At 55.1% G+C, this 18,150-nt stretch carries 15 protein-coding genes; 9 read left to right on the top strand and 6 right to left on the bottom strand.

Annotation, left to right across the window (positions count from 1 at the left end; genetic code table 11):
- Nucleotides 1-9: 9 nt before the first annotated feature.
- Nucleotides 10-1,221, top strand: a complete 1,212-nt coding sequence (locus tag AC5S26_RS25315) for an alginate lyase family protein (RefSeq protein WP_494187741.1) — start codon at nt 10-12, stop codon at nt 1,219-1,221.
- A 292-nt stretch (nt 1,222-1,513) separates the two neighbouring features.
- Here the strand turns inward: AC5S26_RS25315 and AC5S26_RS25310 are convergent, their stop codons facing one another.
- Nucleotides 1,514-2,707: a glycoside hydrolase family 88/105 protein gene (locus tag AC5S26_RS25310; protein ID WP_494187740.1), complete on the bottom strand. Its 1,194-nt coding sequence runs from the start codon at nt 2,705-2,707 to the stop codon at nt 1,514-1,516.
- A gap of 27 nt (nt 2,708-2,734) precedes the next feature.
- Nucleotides 2,735-4,516: a glycoside hydrolase family 28 protein gene (locus tag AC5S26_RS25305; protein ID WP_494187739.1), complete on the bottom strand. Its 1,782-nt coding sequence runs from the start codon at nt 4,514-4,516 to the stop codon at nt 2,735-2,737.
- A gap of 223 nt (nt 4,517-4,739) precedes the next feature.
- On the opposite strand from AC5S26_RS25305, the gene AC5S26_RS25300 reads away from it, so the two are divergent.
- From AC5S26_RS25300 to AC5S26_RS25275, 6 genes are all read left to right on the top strand, one after another.
- Entirely contained in the window at nt 4,740-4,886 is a 147-nt protein-coding gene (locus AC5S26_RS25300) for a twin-arginine translocation signal domain-containing protein (protein ID WP_494187738.1), read from the top strand.
- Nucleotides 4,850-5,266, top strand: coding sequence for a glycosyl hydrolase family 28-related protein (locus AC5S26_RS25295; protein WP_494187737.1), 417 nt, complete (start codon nt 4,850-4,852; stop codon nt 5,264-5,266). Before AC5S26_RS25300 ends, AC5S26_RS25295 begins: the two co-directional genes overlap by 37 nt.
- Nucleotides 5,157-6,359 (top strand): rhamnogalacturonidase, encoded by a 1,203-nt coding sequence (locus AC5S26_RS25290; RefSeq protein ID WP_494187736.1) that lies wholly within the window; start codon nt 5,157-5,159, stop codon nt 6,357-6,359. The genes AC5S26_RS25295 and AC5S26_RS25290 overlap by 110 nt, the downstream gene beginning before the upstream one ends.
- 22 nt (nt 6,360-6,381) lie before the next feature.
- On the top strand, nt 6,382-6,570 hold the full coding sequence (locus AC5S26_RS25285) for a hypothetical protein (protein ID WP_494187735.1): 189 nt from the start codon (nt 6,382-6,384) through the stop codon (nt 6,568-6,570).
- Between the two features lie 648 nt (nt 6,571-7,218).
- Complete coding sequence (locus AC5S26_RS25280) at nt 7,219-8,919, top strand: carboxypeptidase-like regulatory domain-containing protein (protein ID WP_494187734.1); 1,701 nt, start codon at nt 7,219-7,221, stop codon at nt 8,917-8,919.
- Nucleotides 8,813-10,696, top strand: a complete 1,884-nt coding sequence (locus AC5S26_RS25275; RefSeq protein ID WP_494187733.1) for a TonB-dependent receptor domain-containing protein — start codon at nt 8,813-8,815, stop codon at nt 10,694-10,696. The genes AC5S26_RS25280 and AC5S26_RS25275 overlap by 107 nt, the downstream gene beginning before the upstream one ends.
- Before the next feature lie 474 nt (nt 10,697-11,170).
- On the opposite strand, the gene AC5S26_RS25270 is transcribed toward AC5S26_RS25275, so the two are convergent.
- Both AC5S26_RS25270 and AC5S26_RS25265 read right to left on the bottom strand, forming a co-directional pair.
- Entirely contained in the window at nt 11,171-14,554 is a 3,384-nt protein-coding gene (locus AC5S26_RS25270) for a TonB-dependent receptor (protein WP_494187732.1), read from the bottom strand.
- Between the two features lie 46 nt (nt 14,555-14,600).
- A complete protein-coding gene (locus AC5S26_RS25265) occupies nt 14,601-14,759 on the bottom strand; it encodes a hypothetical protein (RefSeq protein ID WP_494187731.1) in 159 nt (52 codons plus the stop codon).
- 214 nt (nt 14,760-14,973) lie between these two features.
- On the opposite strand from AC5S26_RS25265, the gene AC5S26_RS25260 reads away from it, so the two are divergent.
- The gene (locus AC5S26_RS25260; RefSeq protein ID WP_494187730.1) at nt 14,974-15,138 is read left to right on the top strand and encodes a hypothetical protein; all 165 of its coding nucleotides are present in this window, start codon (nt 14,974-14,976) and stop codon (nt 15,136-15,138) included.
- A 620-nt stretch (nt 15,139-15,758) separates the two neighbouring features.
- Here AC5S26_RS25260 and AC5S26_RS25255 read toward each other — a convergent pair.
- Nucleotides 15,759-16,262, bottom strand: a complete 504-nt coding sequence (locus AC5S26_RS25255; protein ID WP_494187729.1) for an EAL domain-containing protein — start codon at nt 16,260-16,262, stop codon at nt 15,759-15,761.
- A gap of 139 nt (nt 16,263-16,401) precedes the next feature.
- Between AC5S26_RS25255 and AC5S26_RS25250 the strand changes: the two genes are divergently transcribed.
- Nucleotides 16,402-17,082 (top strand): GlxA family transcriptional regulator, encoded by a 681-nt coding sequence (locus AC5S26_RS25250; protein WP_494187728.1) that lies wholly within the window; start codon nt 16,402-16,404, stop codon nt 17,080-17,082.
- Between the two features lie 102 nt (nt 17,083-17,184).
- On the opposite strand, the gene AC5S26_RS25245 is transcribed toward AC5S26_RS25250, so the two are convergent.
- Entirely contained in the window at nt 17,185-18,015 is an 831-nt protein-coding gene (locus tag AC5S26_RS25245) for an alpha/beta fold hydrolase (RefSeq protein WP_494187727.1), read from the bottom strand.
- Between the last annotated feature and the right edge of the window lie 135 nt (nt 18,016-18,150).

The following is an 18,150-nucleotide window of genomic DNA, read 5'->3' as shown; positions in this document are numbered from 1 at the left end:
CGGAGCACCATGATGCGACCTCGTCACACAGTTTCATCCATCTGCGCGGCCCTTACATTGTCGTTTGCCGCGCCCCTGGTGTGCCTCGCACAAGCCGCACCACGCGTCTTTCTCTACGACCCCGCGATTGTTGCCCGCTTGAAGAACGCGGACGCCGGCGATGGGCACAAGCAGCAGGTGTTCCTTGCGGCGAAAACAGCTGCTGATCAGGCCATGCACGAGGGTCCATTCTCTGTCGTGCAAAAGGGGATCACCCCGCCCAGTGGCGACAAGCACGATTATATGAGCCAGGCCCCGTACTTCTGGGCCGATCCGAGCAAAGCGAACGGCCTTCCCTACATTCGTCACGATGGCCAGCGGAACCCCGAGTTGAAGAAGATCTCCGACCACGACCAGTTTGGGAAGATGGGAGACGACGTTAGAGTGCTCGCGCTCGAGTACTACCTGACGGGGAGACAAGAATACGCGGATCGCGCGGAGCTGTTGTTGCGCACTTGGTTCCTCGATCCCGCTACTAAGATGAATCCGAATCTCGAGTTTGGCCAAGGGATTCCAGGGATCAACACCGGCCGCGGCATCGGTATCATCGAGTCGCGGTCACTTCTCGGAGCATGTGAGGCGGTCGGGCTTCTCGCCGAATCGAAGACCTGGACCGTATCGGATGAGCAGGGAATCAAGATATGGATGGCAGCCTATTTGAGCTGGATGCGCAACAGCCAAAAGGGTAAGGACGAGGACGCCGCGAAGAACAACCACGGAACCTGGTACGACCTGCAGGTGACGGAACTGGCTTTGTTCTTGGGCGATCGCAAGCTAGCGGTCGATACCCTGGAGCGTGTGAAAACACGGCGCATCACACAAATCGACCCCAATGGACGTCAGCCGCTTGAGACAGCACGCACAAATGGGTGGGGTTACAGCAATGGAAATCTGGATGGGCTGACTCAGCTTGCCACGCTTGGCGAGCGCGTGGGCGTTGATCTTTGGAACTACAAGACGCCTGATGGGCGCTCGATACGCGGGGCGATCGACTTTCTTCTGCCGTATGCGGTGGCCGGCAAGAAGTGGGAGTATCAGCAGATCGGAGGCTTCAAGGCGAGCGATCTGGAGCACACCCTGGAGCGGGCCGCGGTCGCTTACCATGACCCCAAATATGCGCTGGCCGCGAAGCAGATTCGAGATGGAAACGACCTCGCTACCGTCATGCTGGCGAGCGATTGATTGTAGTCGGTTGCTTGTGAGAGGTTGTCCTTTAGGATCCTAGTAGCTCTCGCGAAAATCGGAGACCGTTTGTAAATGGAGAAGAGATCGGTGCTGCGGTGCGTCCGAGACGCCGGCATTGGTGAAGGGCGAGTTGTCGAGGATAAAGTTAGGTTGTTATCTGGCGAGGAGAGAATCAGCTCAACCTGGACTCGCGATGGGGAGGAACTTCAAGAGGAAATGCATCTTGCCTTCCTCTTTGCATAGCTCTATTTGATTGCCTCACTCGTGCGATGAACCTGCCATGCGCACGTCAAGATCTCTTTGTAATGATAGGGTCGCCGTTGCGGGGGTGGGTTAGTTGCTCATTCATGATGAGGAAGGCCCCGAGGCCGTGGAAGTCGTCGGTGCTGCGGGGGCGAGCGAGATAGAAGGAGAGGTCTCCGACGTTGGTGCCCTCGCAGATATTGGCGATATGGGCGTTGCCTTTGTCGTCCTTAGAGAGTTGAGTGAGGATGCCGAGGTATCCCTTGTCTGCTATGGCTTTGTAGCGTCGGGAGATGTAGCCGCGCTGCACCGCGCGGGACAGCATGTAGGTGTACATGCATGAGCTGGAGGTCTCGTGCCAATTGCCGGGAAGGCTGCCTTTGTCAACGACCTCGTACCAGAGGCCTGTAGCGGAATCCTGGTATTTTTCGTAAGCAGCGGCCAACCGACGAACCTGCGTGATGAGATCGTCGCGGCGGGGATGATTCCTGGGCATGATCTCCAGTACATCGACGAGCGTCATACCGAACCATCCGATGGAGCGGCACCAGAAGATCGGCGAGTGACGGGTCACAGGATCGGCCCAGCGCTGCTGGCCTGATTCGTCATAGGCGTGAAACATCAGCCCTGTTACGGGATCGTTGAGGTGTCCTTGATAGATCATCAACTGCTTTGCCGCTTCATCGAGTGTGTACTTGCTTTCATTGAAGTTGGCGCCATAGCGAACGAGGAAGGGAAGCGACATGTAAACACCATCGAGCCAAAGCTGGTGCTGGCGGGAGAGCGCGTGCCAGAAGCCACCATCTTCAGTGCGGGGATAGGTGTCGAAGGTAGTGCGGATAGTGGAGGCGGCAGTCTTGTATTTTTGCAATCCCGTTTCGTTATAAAGGAGCAGCAGAACATTGCCGGGCAACATATAGTCGAGCGCGGTGATCTTCCGATCGATAATGCCGGAGTCGTCAATGTGCTTGTCAATCCAGCCCTGGATATATGTGAGGTATGTCTTGTCGCCAGTGCGGAGGTAGACCAGGTACATGCCGTAGCAGTAAAGCGCGATGGCATACCCCCAACCGCCGAGTTGGGCGGGATCGGGTTTGCGGTCCATAGTCGCGGCGATGACGAGACGGGACCAATCCGTGGTGTCCGCAACGTCTTTTGTAGGCGCAGCAAATGCCAACGGGCTAATGAAAGGAGTCGCAGTACACAGGCGAAGCATATGACGGCGTGTGATTACGTTCATAGATGATCTCTTTCCCGGGGATATGGTTCAGACACGATGCTTGATAGCCGCAGCTGTCGCACCGTCCTTGTACACGATCGGCGCGGTGGCGCGGGAGACGTCGCCGCCATCGAGCGTAATGTGCGTGTTGGCTTTGCCTTCCAGCTGCAGAAAGGTTGCCGTGTTGGTGAGCAGACGCGGAGACGTGACAAGAATGTCGGTGGAGTCGATGAATCGGAAGGCAGATTCGGCACGGGGATCTGCCTGCACGCTGACGAGATCGAGGGATGCGTCGACGACGTGATCGAGAATGACCGCTGGACGGAGGTCGGGGGCCGCAGTCTGGAAGCGGATGTTTGAGGCCGTGAGGCCGCGAACGTTCCGTGCATAGAGTCCATAAGCCGGAATGGAACCTAACATGAAATATTCGCCGGAGATATGCGGGAGATCGCGGCGAGCGGCTTCTTCTGCTGTGCCTCCGCCGGCGAAGGTGAGATGGATGTTTGTGAGCGAGATGTTTTCCATGGTGGCATTACCGGTGCAGTTAAAGGTGATGGCGGAGTGTCCTTCACCAGGACGGAGCACGTCGGGTGCAAGAGAAGACTCCGGGAGTTGGCCACCACGGTCGGTGATGGTGCCGCTGATGTTCGAGAAAGAGATATTGCGCGCGACGGCAGGCGGACGCTGTGCATGAATTTCAGGCTGTAAGCCCGGATTGACGGTCTGCTGGGGGCGCGGACCAACGCCGAGATGAATGGGGCCGGTCACCTCTTGCAGGATGAGATTAGAGAAGGAGATGTTCTCAAAACGGGAGCCATCGTTGCCTTGGAACTTGATTGGACAGCCGTACACCTTATAAAGGACGCAATTGGAGACAGCGATGTTTTCGCTCTCACCACCGCCAAAGCGAAAGACGGACCAGCGAGTGCTAAAGGTGGAGTTAGTGATGTTGATGAACTTGCATGAGCCAAACATGGCGCAACCGTCGTCCTGCGAGATCACGGTGCAATTGGAGACTGTCACGTGCTCGGCGGAGATGAAGTGAAACCCGTCGTTATTGCCATTGACGCGGTTGTGAATGTAAACGCTGTCGATGAAGATACGGCGGCTTTGGATGATACGAATGGAGTGGTACGCACCGTCGACGAGTGAGAGATTCCGGAGGCGGATGTCTTCGCACTTGTGCATGAGAATGTGGTACGGGCGGTTGTTGCCGCTGAGCTTGCTTGGAGGTAAGGTTCCGCGAACAGACGAGTGGAACTGCGCACCCTGGCCGTCGATCGTACCGGGACCTTCAATGACGATATTCTTTTGATTGACCGCGAAGAGGAGAGCCCAGTTACCATCGTTGAGAGTGGAATCGCCCGTGAGTGGGATGGCATAGACCGCGTGGTAGTCTGTGCCGACGCCACTGCCGAGGAGAATGGCTGAAGGCGCAAGATAGAGGGTGATGTTGCTGCGCAGCTCAACTGTGCCGATGCGGAAGGTACCAGCGGGAACGAGGACTGTGCCGCCACCGTCGGCATGGCAGGCGTCGATTGCGGCCTGCACCGCGGCCGTGTTCAACGAGATGCGGTCACCCTTTGCGCCGAAGGCCGTGATGTCGTAGATCCTTGCACCGAGGGGCAGGACATCGGGTACGGAGCCAGCGTGCGCACCCGTCGCTGCTTGAGCTTGCGCCGTTGGGCTGGGAAAGATCACTGCCGCAGCGATCGCTCCCATTGCCGGTACAGGGACGTTCTGGAGCAATTGCCTGCGAGTGAGGCTGGATACTCTTGGGGTTGCATTCTGAATGGCCATAACGATGAGAGGACCTCGGTGAAGTGTCAAAGAAATATCTTGTATTTTAATATATGAAACATAAGTTGAACCAGTTGAAATAATAATGAGGGCATGGAGCCGTATTTGCAATAGTGTCTGAAGCTGGTATCGGTGGCTGGGTATCAGCGGAGGTTCAGAAAAGATGAAGCTTGTCATGAGTTCGGACACTTTCTTCAGCATGCCAGCCGTTCGAGCCCGCAGCTGACCAAGTAACGAGTGAGGACCTACTAGCATGACCATATTCCGCAGAGAATTCTTAAAGCTGGCATCGACCGGGACAGCTGGTGCCGCTGCCACAGCGCTCCTTTCACGCAATCTCAAGCGCTGGGTGAGGCGGCATCGATGCCTGGCGCAGGCACCAGCATCGTTTTCAACGTGAAGCAATATGGAGCAAAGGGAGATGGGGTTGCCATTGACACTCCGGCAATCAATCGAGCAATCGATGCGGCCAGCGTGAGTGGCGGAGGCACAGTCCACTTCCCGTCCGGCACTTATGCATCCTATTCGATCCATCTAAAGAGCAATGTGGCCCTATATCTCGATCAAGGAGCGACGATATTGGCCGCATCAGTGTCGGAGCGATCGACAGCTAGCGGGGCAAGCTATGATCCTCCGGAACCGAAGACGGCGTGGGACAGCTATCAGGACTTTGGTCACAATCATTGGCATAACAGTTTTGATCTGGGGGGCGGGGCTACAGAACATAGCAATCCTTGGCCCCGGCCTGATCTGGGGCAAGGGTTTGGTTCGCGGTGGTAAAGCGGCTGAGACGCCAGGAATGGGCAATAAGTCGATTTCGCTCAAGAACTGTCGCAACGTCATTCTTCGCGATTTTTCGGTGCTCAAGGGAGGATGGTTTGCGATCCTGGCGACAGGTGTGGACAACCTCACGATCGATAATTTGAAGATCGACACCGACCGCGACGGAATGGACATTGACTGCTGCCGCAACGTCCGGGTATCCAATTGTTCAGTTAATTCACCTTGGGATGACGGCATCTGCCCCAAGAGTTCGTTCGCGCTGGGCTATGCTCGTCCTACAGAGAATGTAACGATCACCAACTGTTACGTCACGGGCGCGTATGAGCTTGGGACTACCCTGGATGGAACTTGGAAACGTTGGCCGGCGGACTCCAAGATGACCAGCCCTACAGGTCGCATCAAGTGTGGCACTGAGTCGAATGGCGGATTCAAGAACATCACAATTTCCAACTGTGTGTTCGACGGCTGCCGCGGCTTTGCGTTGGAGACCGTTGACGGGGCGATTCTCGAAGACATCACGTTCACCGGCGTAACGATGAGAGACTGTGCCAACACGCCGATTTTCTTGCGTCTCGGCCGCCGAATGCGCGGCCCGTCCGGAGTCCCTATAGGAACACTGAAGCGAATCATAATACGTAACGTGGTCAGCCATAACTCTTGGTCGAAGTTTAGTGGCGGCGGTCTGATATGGGGCATTCCCGGGCATCCGATTGAGGATGTGAAGATTCACGACTTGTATATGGAGCATCGGGGCGGCGGAACAAAAGAGATTGCCGACCGGATTGTTGACGATCAGGAGACCGCGTACCCGGAACCGTATCGGCTGGGCGATAGTCCGGCCAGCGGCTTCCTTGTGCGTCATGTCAAGAATATCGAGTTCAACAATGTTGAAATTGCCTCGAGCCAGCCGGATATGCGACCTGTCTTCTCCTTGTCTGGCGTCGACGGCGCTGAATTCTTCCGAGTCAAAACGCCAAAGGGGCTCTCTACACCGGTCTTTGCCTTGGAGGATGTGAAGGACTTCAGCGTCTCTGGGTCTCGCAATGTGCAGGATGCTCATATGGACGAAGTGGGAAAGAAGACCCTCTAGGCAAGGAACCGAGCCGACTCAGATGCCCTTCGTCACCGCGAAAGGGGGCTTCAGAGTTGGCAAGCACTTCGCCGGAAAGGAACGTGCTTGCATGGTGGTGGTCGACGACCGGGGCTACCTGTCGGAACCGCAACTCGCGTCCGTGCAAATCTTCGAGCACCGCCTTGCGAAGAGCACACTCCAACAAACGAAAGCTGCTCTGGAAAATTGAACGCACCCAACCTCTGGCTCCAGACCTTCTTCAGAATCGAGGTCCGCTATGACCGGATCCTCATTGTCTTTCAATGCTTCTTTCGGTTCGGTTGTCTCTTCCTATACTTGAGGAATTTATTCAATTGGCTAAATGGCTAACTTACCACCGGGTAAGTCGCCCAGACCGCTTGCCTACTAGTAATTTCGGCAGGAATTCCCCCATGAGCGCTGGATCAGAGGGGCTGCCGTTTGGTTATCGCTAACGTTGGGTTCGACTCTGCAACATGGCCGGCCGTCGCTCTTACATTAGCCTGCTACCCAACCGCCGGATATTAAGACCCCCTTTATTTTTAGGTGGTGAAAAATATGTATCACAAGTAAAAATAAATTGACAGGCATTGCCTATCTCACATACGTTCATGGTCGATAGAAAAAGGCAGGAATTTGTATACGTATACTTTTCTTCGAGGAAGTGTGCGTGTGCGGTATCCAGCCGTGGATTTTAGTGGATAAAGCATCGCTACCTGGAGACATCGCAAAGATGAAGAGCAATTTAGCGACTAATACGTTTAGATGGCTAGCTAGAGACTGCGGTTCCAAAGAATGCAACCTAGATGGGTTCCGTTTCGCACTCGCTGGTATCCAGAAGCTGGCACTCGTCCTTGCAATGATCTTTCTGCTCCTTGCGCCCAACGCTACAACGCACGCGCAGGATATACGCGGTCAGATCCAGGGAAAAATCGTGGATTCATCGGGAGCTTTTGTCGAGGGTGCTCGAATCACGGCAGTTGAACTTGCTACCAGCGTTGGAAAAACTGGCGTCTCCAATAGCAAAGGCGACTTCGTAATGCCATTTTTGCCTACTGGACATTATCGAGTCACAGTTGAGAAGGAGGGCTTCAAGAGATACGAGCAGAACGATATTCTGCTTCAGGTCTCGGACAATATCTCATTGAGCATCTCCTTGCAGATAGGCGATGTCGCGACTGGTGTTACGGTCAATTCGACCGATCAGGGGATCCGAATTGCAGACGCGGATCTAGGCTCCGTCATTGAGGCGCGCCAGTTGGAAGATTTACCTGTCAAAGACAACAACCCCCTCCTGATGGCCACGCTGAGCGCGGGCGTCCTTGATTTCGCCAGCAGCAGCAGCGGTGGCCAGACCCAGGCCTTCACCAGCAGCACTCCCTCCAATATCTCCATCAGCGGTGTAGCTTCCAGCGGCGCGAACGGAGGTAACACCTACACTTTGGATGGAGCCCCGAACAATGCTGGAAATCGTAACGGCGTCGGTTACAACCAGGCCTTTACCCCAACCACAGCCATGGTCTCGGAGTTCAAGATTCAAACCGCCACCTATGACGCCAGTAGTGGCTACGGTCCCGGGGCCAACGTCAATCTTAGCCTGAAGAGCGGCACCGATCACTTTCACGGGCAGCTTTACGAAACCATGCAGAATCCGGTGCTCAACGCTAACTCCTACTTCACGAACCTTGCCGGGCTGCCTAAAGACAACAACCGGCAGCACGATTGGAGCGCCGTCATTAGCGGCCCGGTTATTTTGCCGAAGATCTATAACGGCAGATCCCGGACCTTTTTCATGTACGGATACAACGGAATCAGTAATTCCTTCCCGAAAAGCACGAATGCAGTCTACAGTGTTCCGACCGATGCCGAAAGAAGAGGAGACTTTTCGGCGCTGCTGGCCTCCGGCATCAAGATCTACAATCCCTACAGCACCGTAAAGGATCCGGCTAACGCGGGACACTTTATCCGGACTCCATTCGCGAACAATGTCATTCCCTTCGGTTCTAGTCTGAGCGGACACCAGTTCAATATGGACTCCTATGCGAAATACATCCTGAATACACACATGCCACGGCCCAACTTGGCGGGTGTGGCAGATGGCGAAAATAACTTGGTCCTTCAGCAGTACCAGACGAACTGGTACCAGTCCCACGTCGCTAGAATCGACCATACGATCAACGACCACCACAGTCTCTTCGGGCATTTCTATTACAGCCATCTGGATGAATACGACCAGATACGATTCAACCGCGGCGCCGGATGGACATACTTTCGGGACAACCGCGGCTTCGACGTGGACGATGTCTATACCTTTACACCACGCCTGGTTCTCAACACTCGGGCCTCGGTCACGCGTTACAGCACCGCGACGGTCCCTGTGACCGAGGGCGAGGACCTAGATCAACAGCATCGACCCCGGCCATACCCGCCTGCCCGACACCGCCATCGAGGACATGCCGGAGTTTTCCGGCAACGCCCGCGACAGCTATCCAAGCACAATCTGGAGCATAGCCTCGAACGTCACCTGGCTGCTGGGAAGCCACTCGTTGAAGCTGGGTAGCGAGTATCGCCTCTATCGCGACAATGGCTTCTCCGCCGGCTCCGACTCCGGAGAACTCGACTACAACTCCGATTGGACTCGTCTTAGCGATACGACGCCCAGCAGCTACGGGCAAGGCTTTGCTGGTTTTATCATGGGACTTCCCACGGGAGGCTCCATTCAAGTCAGCGACTCGTATGCCGAGCAGTACCAGATCTTCTCCGGATACGTCCAGGACAACTGGAAGGCAACGCCCCGGCTAACCGTGAACTTCGGCCTTCGTTATGAATATGAGTTTCCGGCTACTGAAAGCCAGAATCGCTCCATAACTCAATTCAACATGACAACAGTCAATCCGCTGCAGGCGGCTGCGTCCGCAGCATACTCCAATAGCGGGTCCACTTTGCTTCCAGCCAGACTTGCTGTTCTCGGCGGCCCCCTGTTTGCGGGCGTCAACACGCAGCGTTCGCTCTGGAGAGCGAAGAATGGACCGTCTGGTTTGCAGCCTCGCGTTGGCATTACCTATACGATCGACAACAACACCGTCGTTCGAGCCGGATACGGCATCTTCAACCAGATCACCCGATTCAACCCGATTCAGACCGGGTTCAGCCAAACTACCGGCCTGGTGGCCTCGCAGAACAACGGTCAAAGCTACGTCGCCTCTACCCAGGATCCGTTTCCCGTGAGCGGCTCCTTCACCAATCCCGTCCAGCAGCCCCTCGGAGCTGCCGGAGGATTGACCACGGGAGCTGGAACCAGCATGACCGCCATGTCCTCCGACTTCAAACGTCCCTATATGCAACGCTGGAGCCTTGGCGTGGAAAGAGGATTAGGCAAGGGGACGATTCTGGGAGTGTCGTACGTCGGCAATCGCGGCACGAAGCTGTGGGTCAGCCGGGCTTATGACTCCATTCCCAGGCAATATCTCAGCACACTTCCAGTGTGTGATACCGCGGTCATAAATGCGCTTTCCAAGAAGGTGTCGAATCCGTTTTATGGATTGATTCCCGGCCAGAGCCTGGGGACTACCACCACGACATCGGTATCGCAACTGCTTCGACCTTTTCCGGAGTTTACGGGCTTATCCATCCAGGAAAATACCGGATTTTACTGGTACCACTCCCTGCAAACTGAGATTAAAAAACGCTTTGAAGGTGGCTATTCGTTCGGCGCGGCATGGACATGGTCAAAGAATATGCAGGCAACCTCCTATTTGAATGAGACGGATTCACGACCGGAGCGAGTAATCTCTGATCAGGACCGCGCTCATCGCCTGGTATTGAACGGAATCTACGAGCTGCCTATAGGGAGCGGAAAGACATGGCTCTCTGGCCGCCATGAATTCGTGGATAAACTGGTCAGCGGCTGGCAGGGGCAGGGCACCTACCAGATTCAAGCCGGTCAGGCCCTTGGATTCGGCAATCCGATCTTCACGGGCAATGTGAGATCGATCTCCCTACCTTCCGAACAGAAGTCAATCAAGGCGTGGTTCGATACAAGTCACTTTGATAACAATCCTTCCGAGCAGCTCTCCAACAACATCCAGACTTTCCCAAGCCGACTCCCCACGGTTCACGGCCCCAGAGCAAATCTGCTCAATCTTTCAGCAGTGAAGAACACGCGTCTTGCTTCGGACAAGCTGAGTTTTCAGCTCCGTGCCGACTTCATCAATGCGCTCAACCATACCAACTTCAGCAACCCTAGCACTACCCTTGGCAAAGCAGCGTTCGGTACTGTTACAGGCACCAATGCCACGCCGAGGGTAATACAGATCAGCGGCAAACTTCGTTTCTGACGGCGGTAAGAGTAGACGTCAAATAGAAGGGTGCTGAAAAAGTAGTTGTTTGAAATGACCCGGCTATCAGCCCACCCAAGCTATGCACAGAGCCCGCTGGCATATACCTCACCCGCACCCCCAATTCCCCTCGCGCTGGCTCATGGGGTGGCTCTGATCCAGTATCGGACATGCCTCTCTCACAGAGAGCATTCGACACAGGTTGAAGCTACGGGTTTTGGTGACCGATTTTTGTCTCCGCCGCATCGAATTATCCGTATAGTGGTGAGCCCTCTCGCATGCCGACTCGCCCAACGTGGTCAGGTTCACTACAGATTTCTCTTGTATCGATTGCAGTCCGGCATCCATCAAATTCCATTCCTTAGATCGACGACCGATCCGGACAAATAAAATATGTTTTCGGTATCGTCACCGATAGGATGAAGCTGGTTACTCCTAAAATTTCTTACAGACTGGTTTTTAATTATCCGTTTTTTAGAAGACGATTTTGATCGCCCCTTGGATCTGACGAGCTCCCGTTGTGCCATCGTTTTGTCCGACCTGTGAGTTCGAGACTCCAAAGGTTGAAGAAGCGATGCTGAGATTGCTCGAAGGCGGCGTAGAAAAGTTCGGATGATTCAGCACGTTGTAACTCTCTGCGCGGAAGATCAGCTTGGCTTCATTGTGAAGAGTCTGCGTCTTCTGGAAGACGACATCGGTATTGATAAAGCTCGGCCCATAAAACTTGTTTCGATGGATCGAGACGTTCTGGTCGAAGGCTGCATTGGCAAAGGCAGACGGCGCCGGACCGGTGATCACTCCAGCCGAGGTGATGGTGCCCCTTCTCGAAGGATAGGGCTTGCCGACAAGTGCTGGCCGGTTGAGCAGACTGGTGTGCAGGTTATCCCTCGTTCCGCGCAGGTCGAACGGAAGACCGGTCTGTGCCTGTTCGATTCCGGAGAGCTCGATTCCCTCAAAGAGATGTCCGAAGAAGCCGTGGTTGAGATGGCCTTTTCCATCTCCAATGGGAAGATCGTAGATGGCAGCGATCGTCGCGCGATGTCGAACGTCGGTATCGGCGTTCCCGTATTCGGGACCGAGATCGAAGCTGTTGCGCGGAAGTCCACTGTTTCCGGCGCCGGGAGTGATCGGATCGCTTCCGTTGTCGAGGGCGTGAGCGAATGAGTAATTCGCATTAATCGTCAGAGAGGATAACTGCCCGCGGACCGATGCCTGGATCGCGTTGTAGTTGCCGCTGACGATCGAGGTTTGATAAAGCTCATTAAAAAAAGCCGTGTTGTTAGTTGCCTGGGTGGTGGTGACGGTATACAGCGCCGACAGTTGCAACTGGGAGGCGGGGATGCCGCTGGCGAGGAGCTTCTGGACGATCGCCGGTTGCGGCGGAGCGCCATCGATCTCGCGCAGAGCGTGGGTGGTATGGCTGCCAACATAGTTGAGCTCAAGGGTTACGTGACTATTGAGCTGATGTTGGACGCCGAGGTTGTAAGCCTGATTGGTGGGCATCTGAAGATGTGGATTGATGACAACCGGAGTCAAGAAGGAGCCGTCGAAGACCGCCGCCGAGGGGGTGAGAGCAGGGGGGAAGGCAGCCGTTGAGACGGTCGGGCTGGAGCCGGGATTATCCGTGTCAAAGGGAAAGTCGTTGAAGGTTGCCTGCAGCGGGGGATTGGAGCGCGCGTTGCCGAAGAGGTTGTCGAAGAGACGATCGTGGAAGATGCCGTAGCCTCCGCGAATGGCGGTCTTGCCGCTGCCGGAGACGTCGTAGGAGAAGCCGATGCGAGGCTCAATCATGCCCCAGTTATTGGCGTAGAGCTGGCGTCCGGTTCCAGGACCGACTGGAGTAAAGACGAATCCATTGGCGGGAGTGACGGTGGAGGCATCGCCGTAGAAGTTGGAAAAGTTGCCGTCTTTTTCGTAGGGAACGCCGTTGAAGGCATACCGGATGCCGCCGACCAGAGTCAGGCGAGGGGTGGCCTTCCAGGTGTCCTGCGTGAAGATGGCCCACTCATGCTGACGGAAGCGAGAATAGTCGGAGCCGCGCCGTATGCCGGAGCGAGTGAAGAACTGCGTCTCAACATTGGTTGCGACGACGCCCTGAGCACCCCAGATCAGGTTCTCAAAGGTGGGATAGCTGGGCGAGTCAGTGTTTTGAAAGTTATAGGCGTCGGCGTTGAAGTTGGACCACACGGAGAGATCAAGCAGGCTGCGGGAGGAGAAGTTTGCGGAGTTGTTGCTCTTGATGCTGCGAAACTCCCCGCCGAACTTGATGGAATGCTTTCCCTTCGTAAAGGCGAAGGTATCGGAGAAGGTCATGGTCGAGGTAAGGCGGGCCTGCTGATTGCTCTCTCCGAGGTCATAGCATCCGAACGGAAGGCCATTGAAGAAGCCAGGAATATTGATGTCGCGGCCATTGCCGAACGAATCAGTCCCAAGCAATGCATCAAAGCCCGCGTGATTGCAGAAGAAGCCAGTATTCGCCATGTTGAAGCCAGACCGGAAGATGTTGGTGCTGTTGGGGGCGATGACGGAGGCAACGGAGATGACGCCATTGTGGTTTGTGGCAATGGATGCCGTATTTCCGTATCCGGGCAAGACCTCGTCGTGGAACGGATCGTTGTCGTTCGAGTGTCCATAGATGTAGCGAACTGTGAGCTGATGCTTTTCAGACAGCTTGTGATCCAGGCGGCCGGTCAAGGTGTAGGAGTTCAGTGCATCGGGCGAGGCGAAGAAATATGTTGATGTCGCACCGTCGCCGTTGTCCGATTGCCCGACAGGCGCAATGGCATAGATCTTTGCGAGAGTGGGATCGATCCCTCGTCCACTGAAGTTGTTCGGATTTGCTGGATTGTTGAGATCCACGAGGGTTGGAGCTCCATTGTCTGCGGGATCGAGGTAAGTGAAGCGGCCCGTGCGAAAGGCCGCAGTAGGGGTGGTCGTACTTTCGGTGCGGGTCGTGCGGAAGCGCTGTACGTCGCCGTTCAGGAAGAAGAAGGTGTGGTCCTTCCAGAGAGGACCACCGACGGAGGCGCCGAAGTTATTTCGAACGTAGGGGTCCTGGGGACCATTCTCCTTCGTATTGAAGAAATCTCTCGCACCGAGGGCGTTATAGCGGCCGAACTCGTAGGCCTCCCCGTGAAAGCTATTGGTTCCACCCCGAGTGACTACATCGATAATGGCACCGGTATTTCGTCCGTATTCAGCGTCGAAGTTATTCGTAATAACGCGAAATTCCTGCGTTGACGCAGGATTGGCGGAAGAGATGCCCCCGGGGATGCCGGGAACAGATGTGTCGTTATTGTCGACGCCATCGAGAAGAAAGTTATTGTTGCGATCGCGCTGCCCATTGATGGCAAAGCCACCGTCGTTGTTGGTCGCAGTGACGGCGCCGGGGGAGAGCAGGACGAGCTGGTAGGGATCGCGGAGGATGAGCGGAAGATTCGTAATCTGTTTGGAATCGATCACGCTGGAGAGTTCGAAGCTGTCGCTTTCAATGGGAGCGATGGTCGTACTCTGAACATCAATCGATACCGCCGGGGAACCGATAGTGAGGTTAAAGTTCAGCGGAAGATTGGCGGAGACATTTAAGATGACATCTGTTTTGTTCGATGTCTGAAAGCCCGACGCGGTGACCGTTACGTCATAGATTCCCGGAGGGAGAGCGGTGATGTTATAGAGCCCCGCTGATGTGGTAGTAACGGTGCGCACCATCGCTGTAGTCTTAGAGGTCGTTGTAACGGTCGCTCCCGGGATTACTGCACCGGCGGAATCGAAGACCTGGCCCGTGATCGTAGCTGTTTGCGCCCTGACGGAATGTGCAGAAAGAACGCAGAAGAGAAGTAGGAAAAAAAGTTTTCTCATTGAGGCTCCACGGAACGGGGAGGTTGGATTGCATGTGTCAGATGTATTATGACTCTAAATTATCGATGGTGCGTGAGGTATAGGGACGCGGAATATCTTTCAGGTTCTCGAGATTCTCATCCAGCTCATTGCAAAGCGTGTCGAGCTCCTCAATCGCGTCCGAGTTGACATCCTCCCCTTCAAGCACTTCTTGAGGACCGTTCACCCGACGTCACTGCGCCTCATCGGCGAGTATCTGGAAGCCGGGAAACATGGCGGTGCGTTGAGTCGTGAGAGCCTGGAGTCTCCGCTCTTCCGCCCGGTCGCGAATAATCGCACAAGAACGCTCGATCAACCTCTTGATCCGGGGTCCATCTACCGCAATATCGTCATGAAATATGCGAGGGCATCAGGCATAGCGGCCGAGGCCGTCGGGATCTGTGTGCATTCGATGCGCGAAGGCTGCGACAAATGCACTATCCAATGAGGCGGATATCGCCAAGGTGCAGGAGTGGCTTGGACAGACGAACGTGTCCACTACCCGCCTCTATGACCGTCGCGGAGCGCGGCCTGAGGATAGCCCGACTTTTCATGTGAAGTATTAGTTCCCGTTTTATAACTGGGCGCCGCGCCAAACAAATAGGCGAAAGATTGTTAGGTGAGTCTTATGCCAGAAGAGCACGTTCCGCGCGATGCCTCAGAGCGTCAATGACGCATTGCCCTGAAGGCAAGACGTGAAGTCAGCTTTCGGAGCATCTGTGATTCAGCATTGAACCGGTAGACATTGGTGATGGAGCGTTCCGCGCTTCACTCGCACCGAAATGTTTCCAACAACGACCTTTCGCGCCCGCCGCACCGGCTTCCAACACGCAAGGAGTCCCACGATAACGAACAACGCTCCCGCACCAAATAACGCCGGAGGGTCGCGCCGGATGTACCATTGGCAAGCTGCTTAGCTAGGGATGCTGATGTAAAGCTGCGGCCGTAAGGGAAGTTTGATCCGAAGTAACGATTTGACCTGGCTCTGTGGAATCGCTGGGCTCACCAAATAGCCTTGCCTGGTCTCGCAGCCAAGCGCCAGGAGGGCCTCCACCTGAGAGTGACTCTCCACTCCCTTCGTCCACCGTGGCAAGCCGGAGGCTACGGCTGAGACCGATCATGGCGGCGACGATTTTTCTTGTTTTGTGTTCCGTAGTCATCGACCGTACGAAGCTCCTATCGATTTTCAACTCGTCGATTGGCAGGCCTGGAGATAGTACAGCGAGGAGAAGCCCGTACCGAAGTCATCCAGAGCAAGGCGAATGCCGAGCTCCTTCAGCCTCTCAGCAAGAGGGCGCACCAGAGCGAGATTCTCCAGTGGCATGCTCTCCGTGATCTCGAGAATCAAACGCGAGAGGAGCAATCCACTCTTCCCGGCAATACCATGAATTCGGTCTGGAAACCGACTGTCTCGTAGCTGCGATGGTGAGATGTTAACCGAAAGCGTTATCTCTTCTGGCCACGACGATGCCACCGCGGCGGCTCGAGCAAATAAAACCTCCGTCAACTCCCCCATCAATCCAGACCTCTCGGCTAGGGGAATAAATGCAGATGGCAAGACAACTCCGTACTCCGGGTGTTCCCATCGCGCCAGCGCCTCAAACCCGGATGCCCTCCCTGTTTTAAGGTGGAACTGGGGTTGAAAATACGGAACGATCTGGCCCTCCACAAGAGCCTGTCGGAAAATCAACTCGTTTATCATGAGCATGAACAACAATCTCGGGGCTCCAACAAGCGGTGCGGTTCGAGCCTCTCTTTAGTGAACTGGATTTAGGAAACGACAGCTGAAGCATGGCGCATGCAGAGGTGAGGAGTCTTTACGCTGTCTTATGGAATTCTCAAGAAATATAAAGGGCCAGGAAGACGCTATATCTTTCAGAGACTTACCGGAATCCGGCCGCCGCTGGAGATTTGGTGGCTGCGAGTATGTCGAGATCCGCCGCCAGCTTCTGGTCCTCGGCGAACTCGCTAAACTTGAGTCAAAGCCCCTAGAAGTTGTGATCGACGACGGAGACATCGTGACGGCAGGCGGAATGACGGCATGGACGGACCTTGGGATCAGATTGATCCAAAAGCTGATGGGATCTGCGGTTGCACTGGAAACTGCCAAATACATGCTCCTCGATCCGTCAGGACGAGAACAGAGCTTTTACAAGAGTTTTTTGCCTCGTTTTGATCATGGAGATGTCGAAATTCTCAAGGTGCAGCACTGGCTGCAGAAGAATGGCTGTCATAACGTTGACCTTTCCAAAATGGCGAAGAAATCGGGACTCGAATTGCGCACGTTCATGCGGCGGTTCCAAAAGGCAACCACGCTTAGGCCGACAGAGTATTGCCAACACCTGCGTATCGGGAAGGCGCGAGGGCTGCTCGAATCCACAAAAAAAACCGTCGAAAAGATCTCATGGGAAGTTGGCTATGAAGATCCCGCGTCATTTCGAAAGGTGTTTCAGAAGGTGTTAGGTCTTTCGCCAAGGGAGTACCGAAAAAGGTTTGCGATCGGATGTTGAGGATTTGTCCACACTGCCGATCATTCGTTTGACTAGGCGTCCTGGAATCGGCTGTTGCTCGGTCATCTCAAGACGACCGTCCAGGAGGGAGGCTTTGGCGGGTTACTTGCAAAAGAACATAAGCAGTTCTTTTGCGACGCACTCTGGCTTTCCGACATCGTCCGCTCCCATATGACCGACACCTGCTAATACGACGCGCCCTGACCGAGGCAGCACGGAGCTCAGAGCCGACAGGATGGGCGCGAAGTACGCCGGACTCCGAACGCCTCCAAGTAATAGAACGTCAGCCTCTACGGCGCGAAATGCTTCTAATGCGCCCACCATCTCGGCCACATTGCGCAAGTCGAAGTGAAGGGATCGAATGAGACTCTCCAGGGAAGCGTCCTCGGATTTCACGTTTCTTCGATCAGCCTGAATTGCGAGCCGCATGAGATTGGTCATGACAAAGCGCGGAAGTGCCACGAACCAATCTCCAGAATCGGCTATGCCTTTCATGCCGGTGACCATTCCTGCCGCGAGATTTCCTGCCGCGAATTCTTTTTCATACCGTGGCATCCAGTCCATCGGACTCGGATCGTCTTTCAGGACTAAGGGCGGTTCATAGAGAGCGATCCGGTGGAGGGCCGGTAAGGCTAACGCTGCCGTAAGAGTAATGAGGGCTCCTGCGCTCAATCCGAAGACATCGTTCGCTCCCGTCGCTTGAAGTACGGCGTCAAGATCCTCTACTTCTCGCTGAATGGAGTGGTCCTCGCGGTAAGGACCGCTGAGGCTTCGGCCCCGGCGATTGAGGATATGTAAGGTGAAGGAATCGGAGAGTGCCCATCCCAGCATCATGAAATTCTGCGCCGCCTGCATACCTCCGGGTACGAGCACCAGGGCAGGCCCATCGCCCATCTGTCGATAGCTGATCCTCGTCCCGTCCTTGGACGTCACGAGCCCTGTTTTATAAGACTGCGTCGCTGGCGCTTTCATTTCCTCAACAAGAGTAGCCGAACCGATGACACCAAGCGCGACGTTAAAGGGAGGAGGTCTCCTCCCCGCTGCGACCGCAGCGCGGCTAGCTTGGAC

This window comes from Edaphobacter sp. FHG110511_03, assembly GCF_059115365.1.
Note: the sequence above shows the minus strand (reverse complement) of the source record. Positions and strands in the feature narration are given on the sequence as shown.

Excerpts from the sequence above, each read along its gene's own strand:
- AC5S26_RS25315 (WP_494187741.1), top strand. The coding sequence starts at position 10 with ATGATGCGACCTCGTCACACAGTTTCATCCATCTGCGCGGCCCTTACA.
- AC5S26_RS25310 (WP_494187740.1), bottom strand. The coding sequence starts at position 2,707 with ATGAACGTAATCACACGCCGTCATATGCTTCGCCTGTGTACTGCGACT.
- AC5S26_RS25300 (WP_494187738.1), top strand. The coding sequence starts at position 4,740 with ATGACCATATTCCGCAGAGAATTCTTAAAGCTGGCATCGACCGGGACA.
- AC5S26_RS25295 (WP_494187737.1), top strand. The coding sequence starts at position 4,850 with ATGCCTGGCGCAGGCACCAGCATCGTTTTCAACGTGAAGCAATATGGA.
- AC5S26_RS25285 (WP_494187735.1), top strand. The coding sequence starts at position 6,382 with ATGCCCTTCGTCACCGCGAAAGGGGGCTTCAGAGTTGGCAAGCACTTC.
- AC5S26_RS25280 (WP_494187734.1), top strand. The coding sequence starts at position 7,219 with ATGATCTTTCTGCTCCTTGCGCCCAACGCTACAACGCACGCGCAGGAT.
- AC5S26_RS25275 (WP_494187733.1), top strand. The coding sequence starts at position 8,813 with ATGCCGGAGTTTTCCGGCAACGCCCGCGACAGCTATCCAAGCACAATC.
- AC5S26_RS25270 (WP_494187732.1), bottom strand. The coding sequence starts at position 14,554 with ATGAGAAAACTTTTTTTCCTACTTCTCTTCTGCGTTCTTTCTGCACAT.
- AC5S26_RS25250 (WP_494187728.1), top strand. The coding sequence starts at position 16,402 with ATGGAATTCTCAAGAAATATAAAGGGCCAGGAAGACGCTATATCTTTC.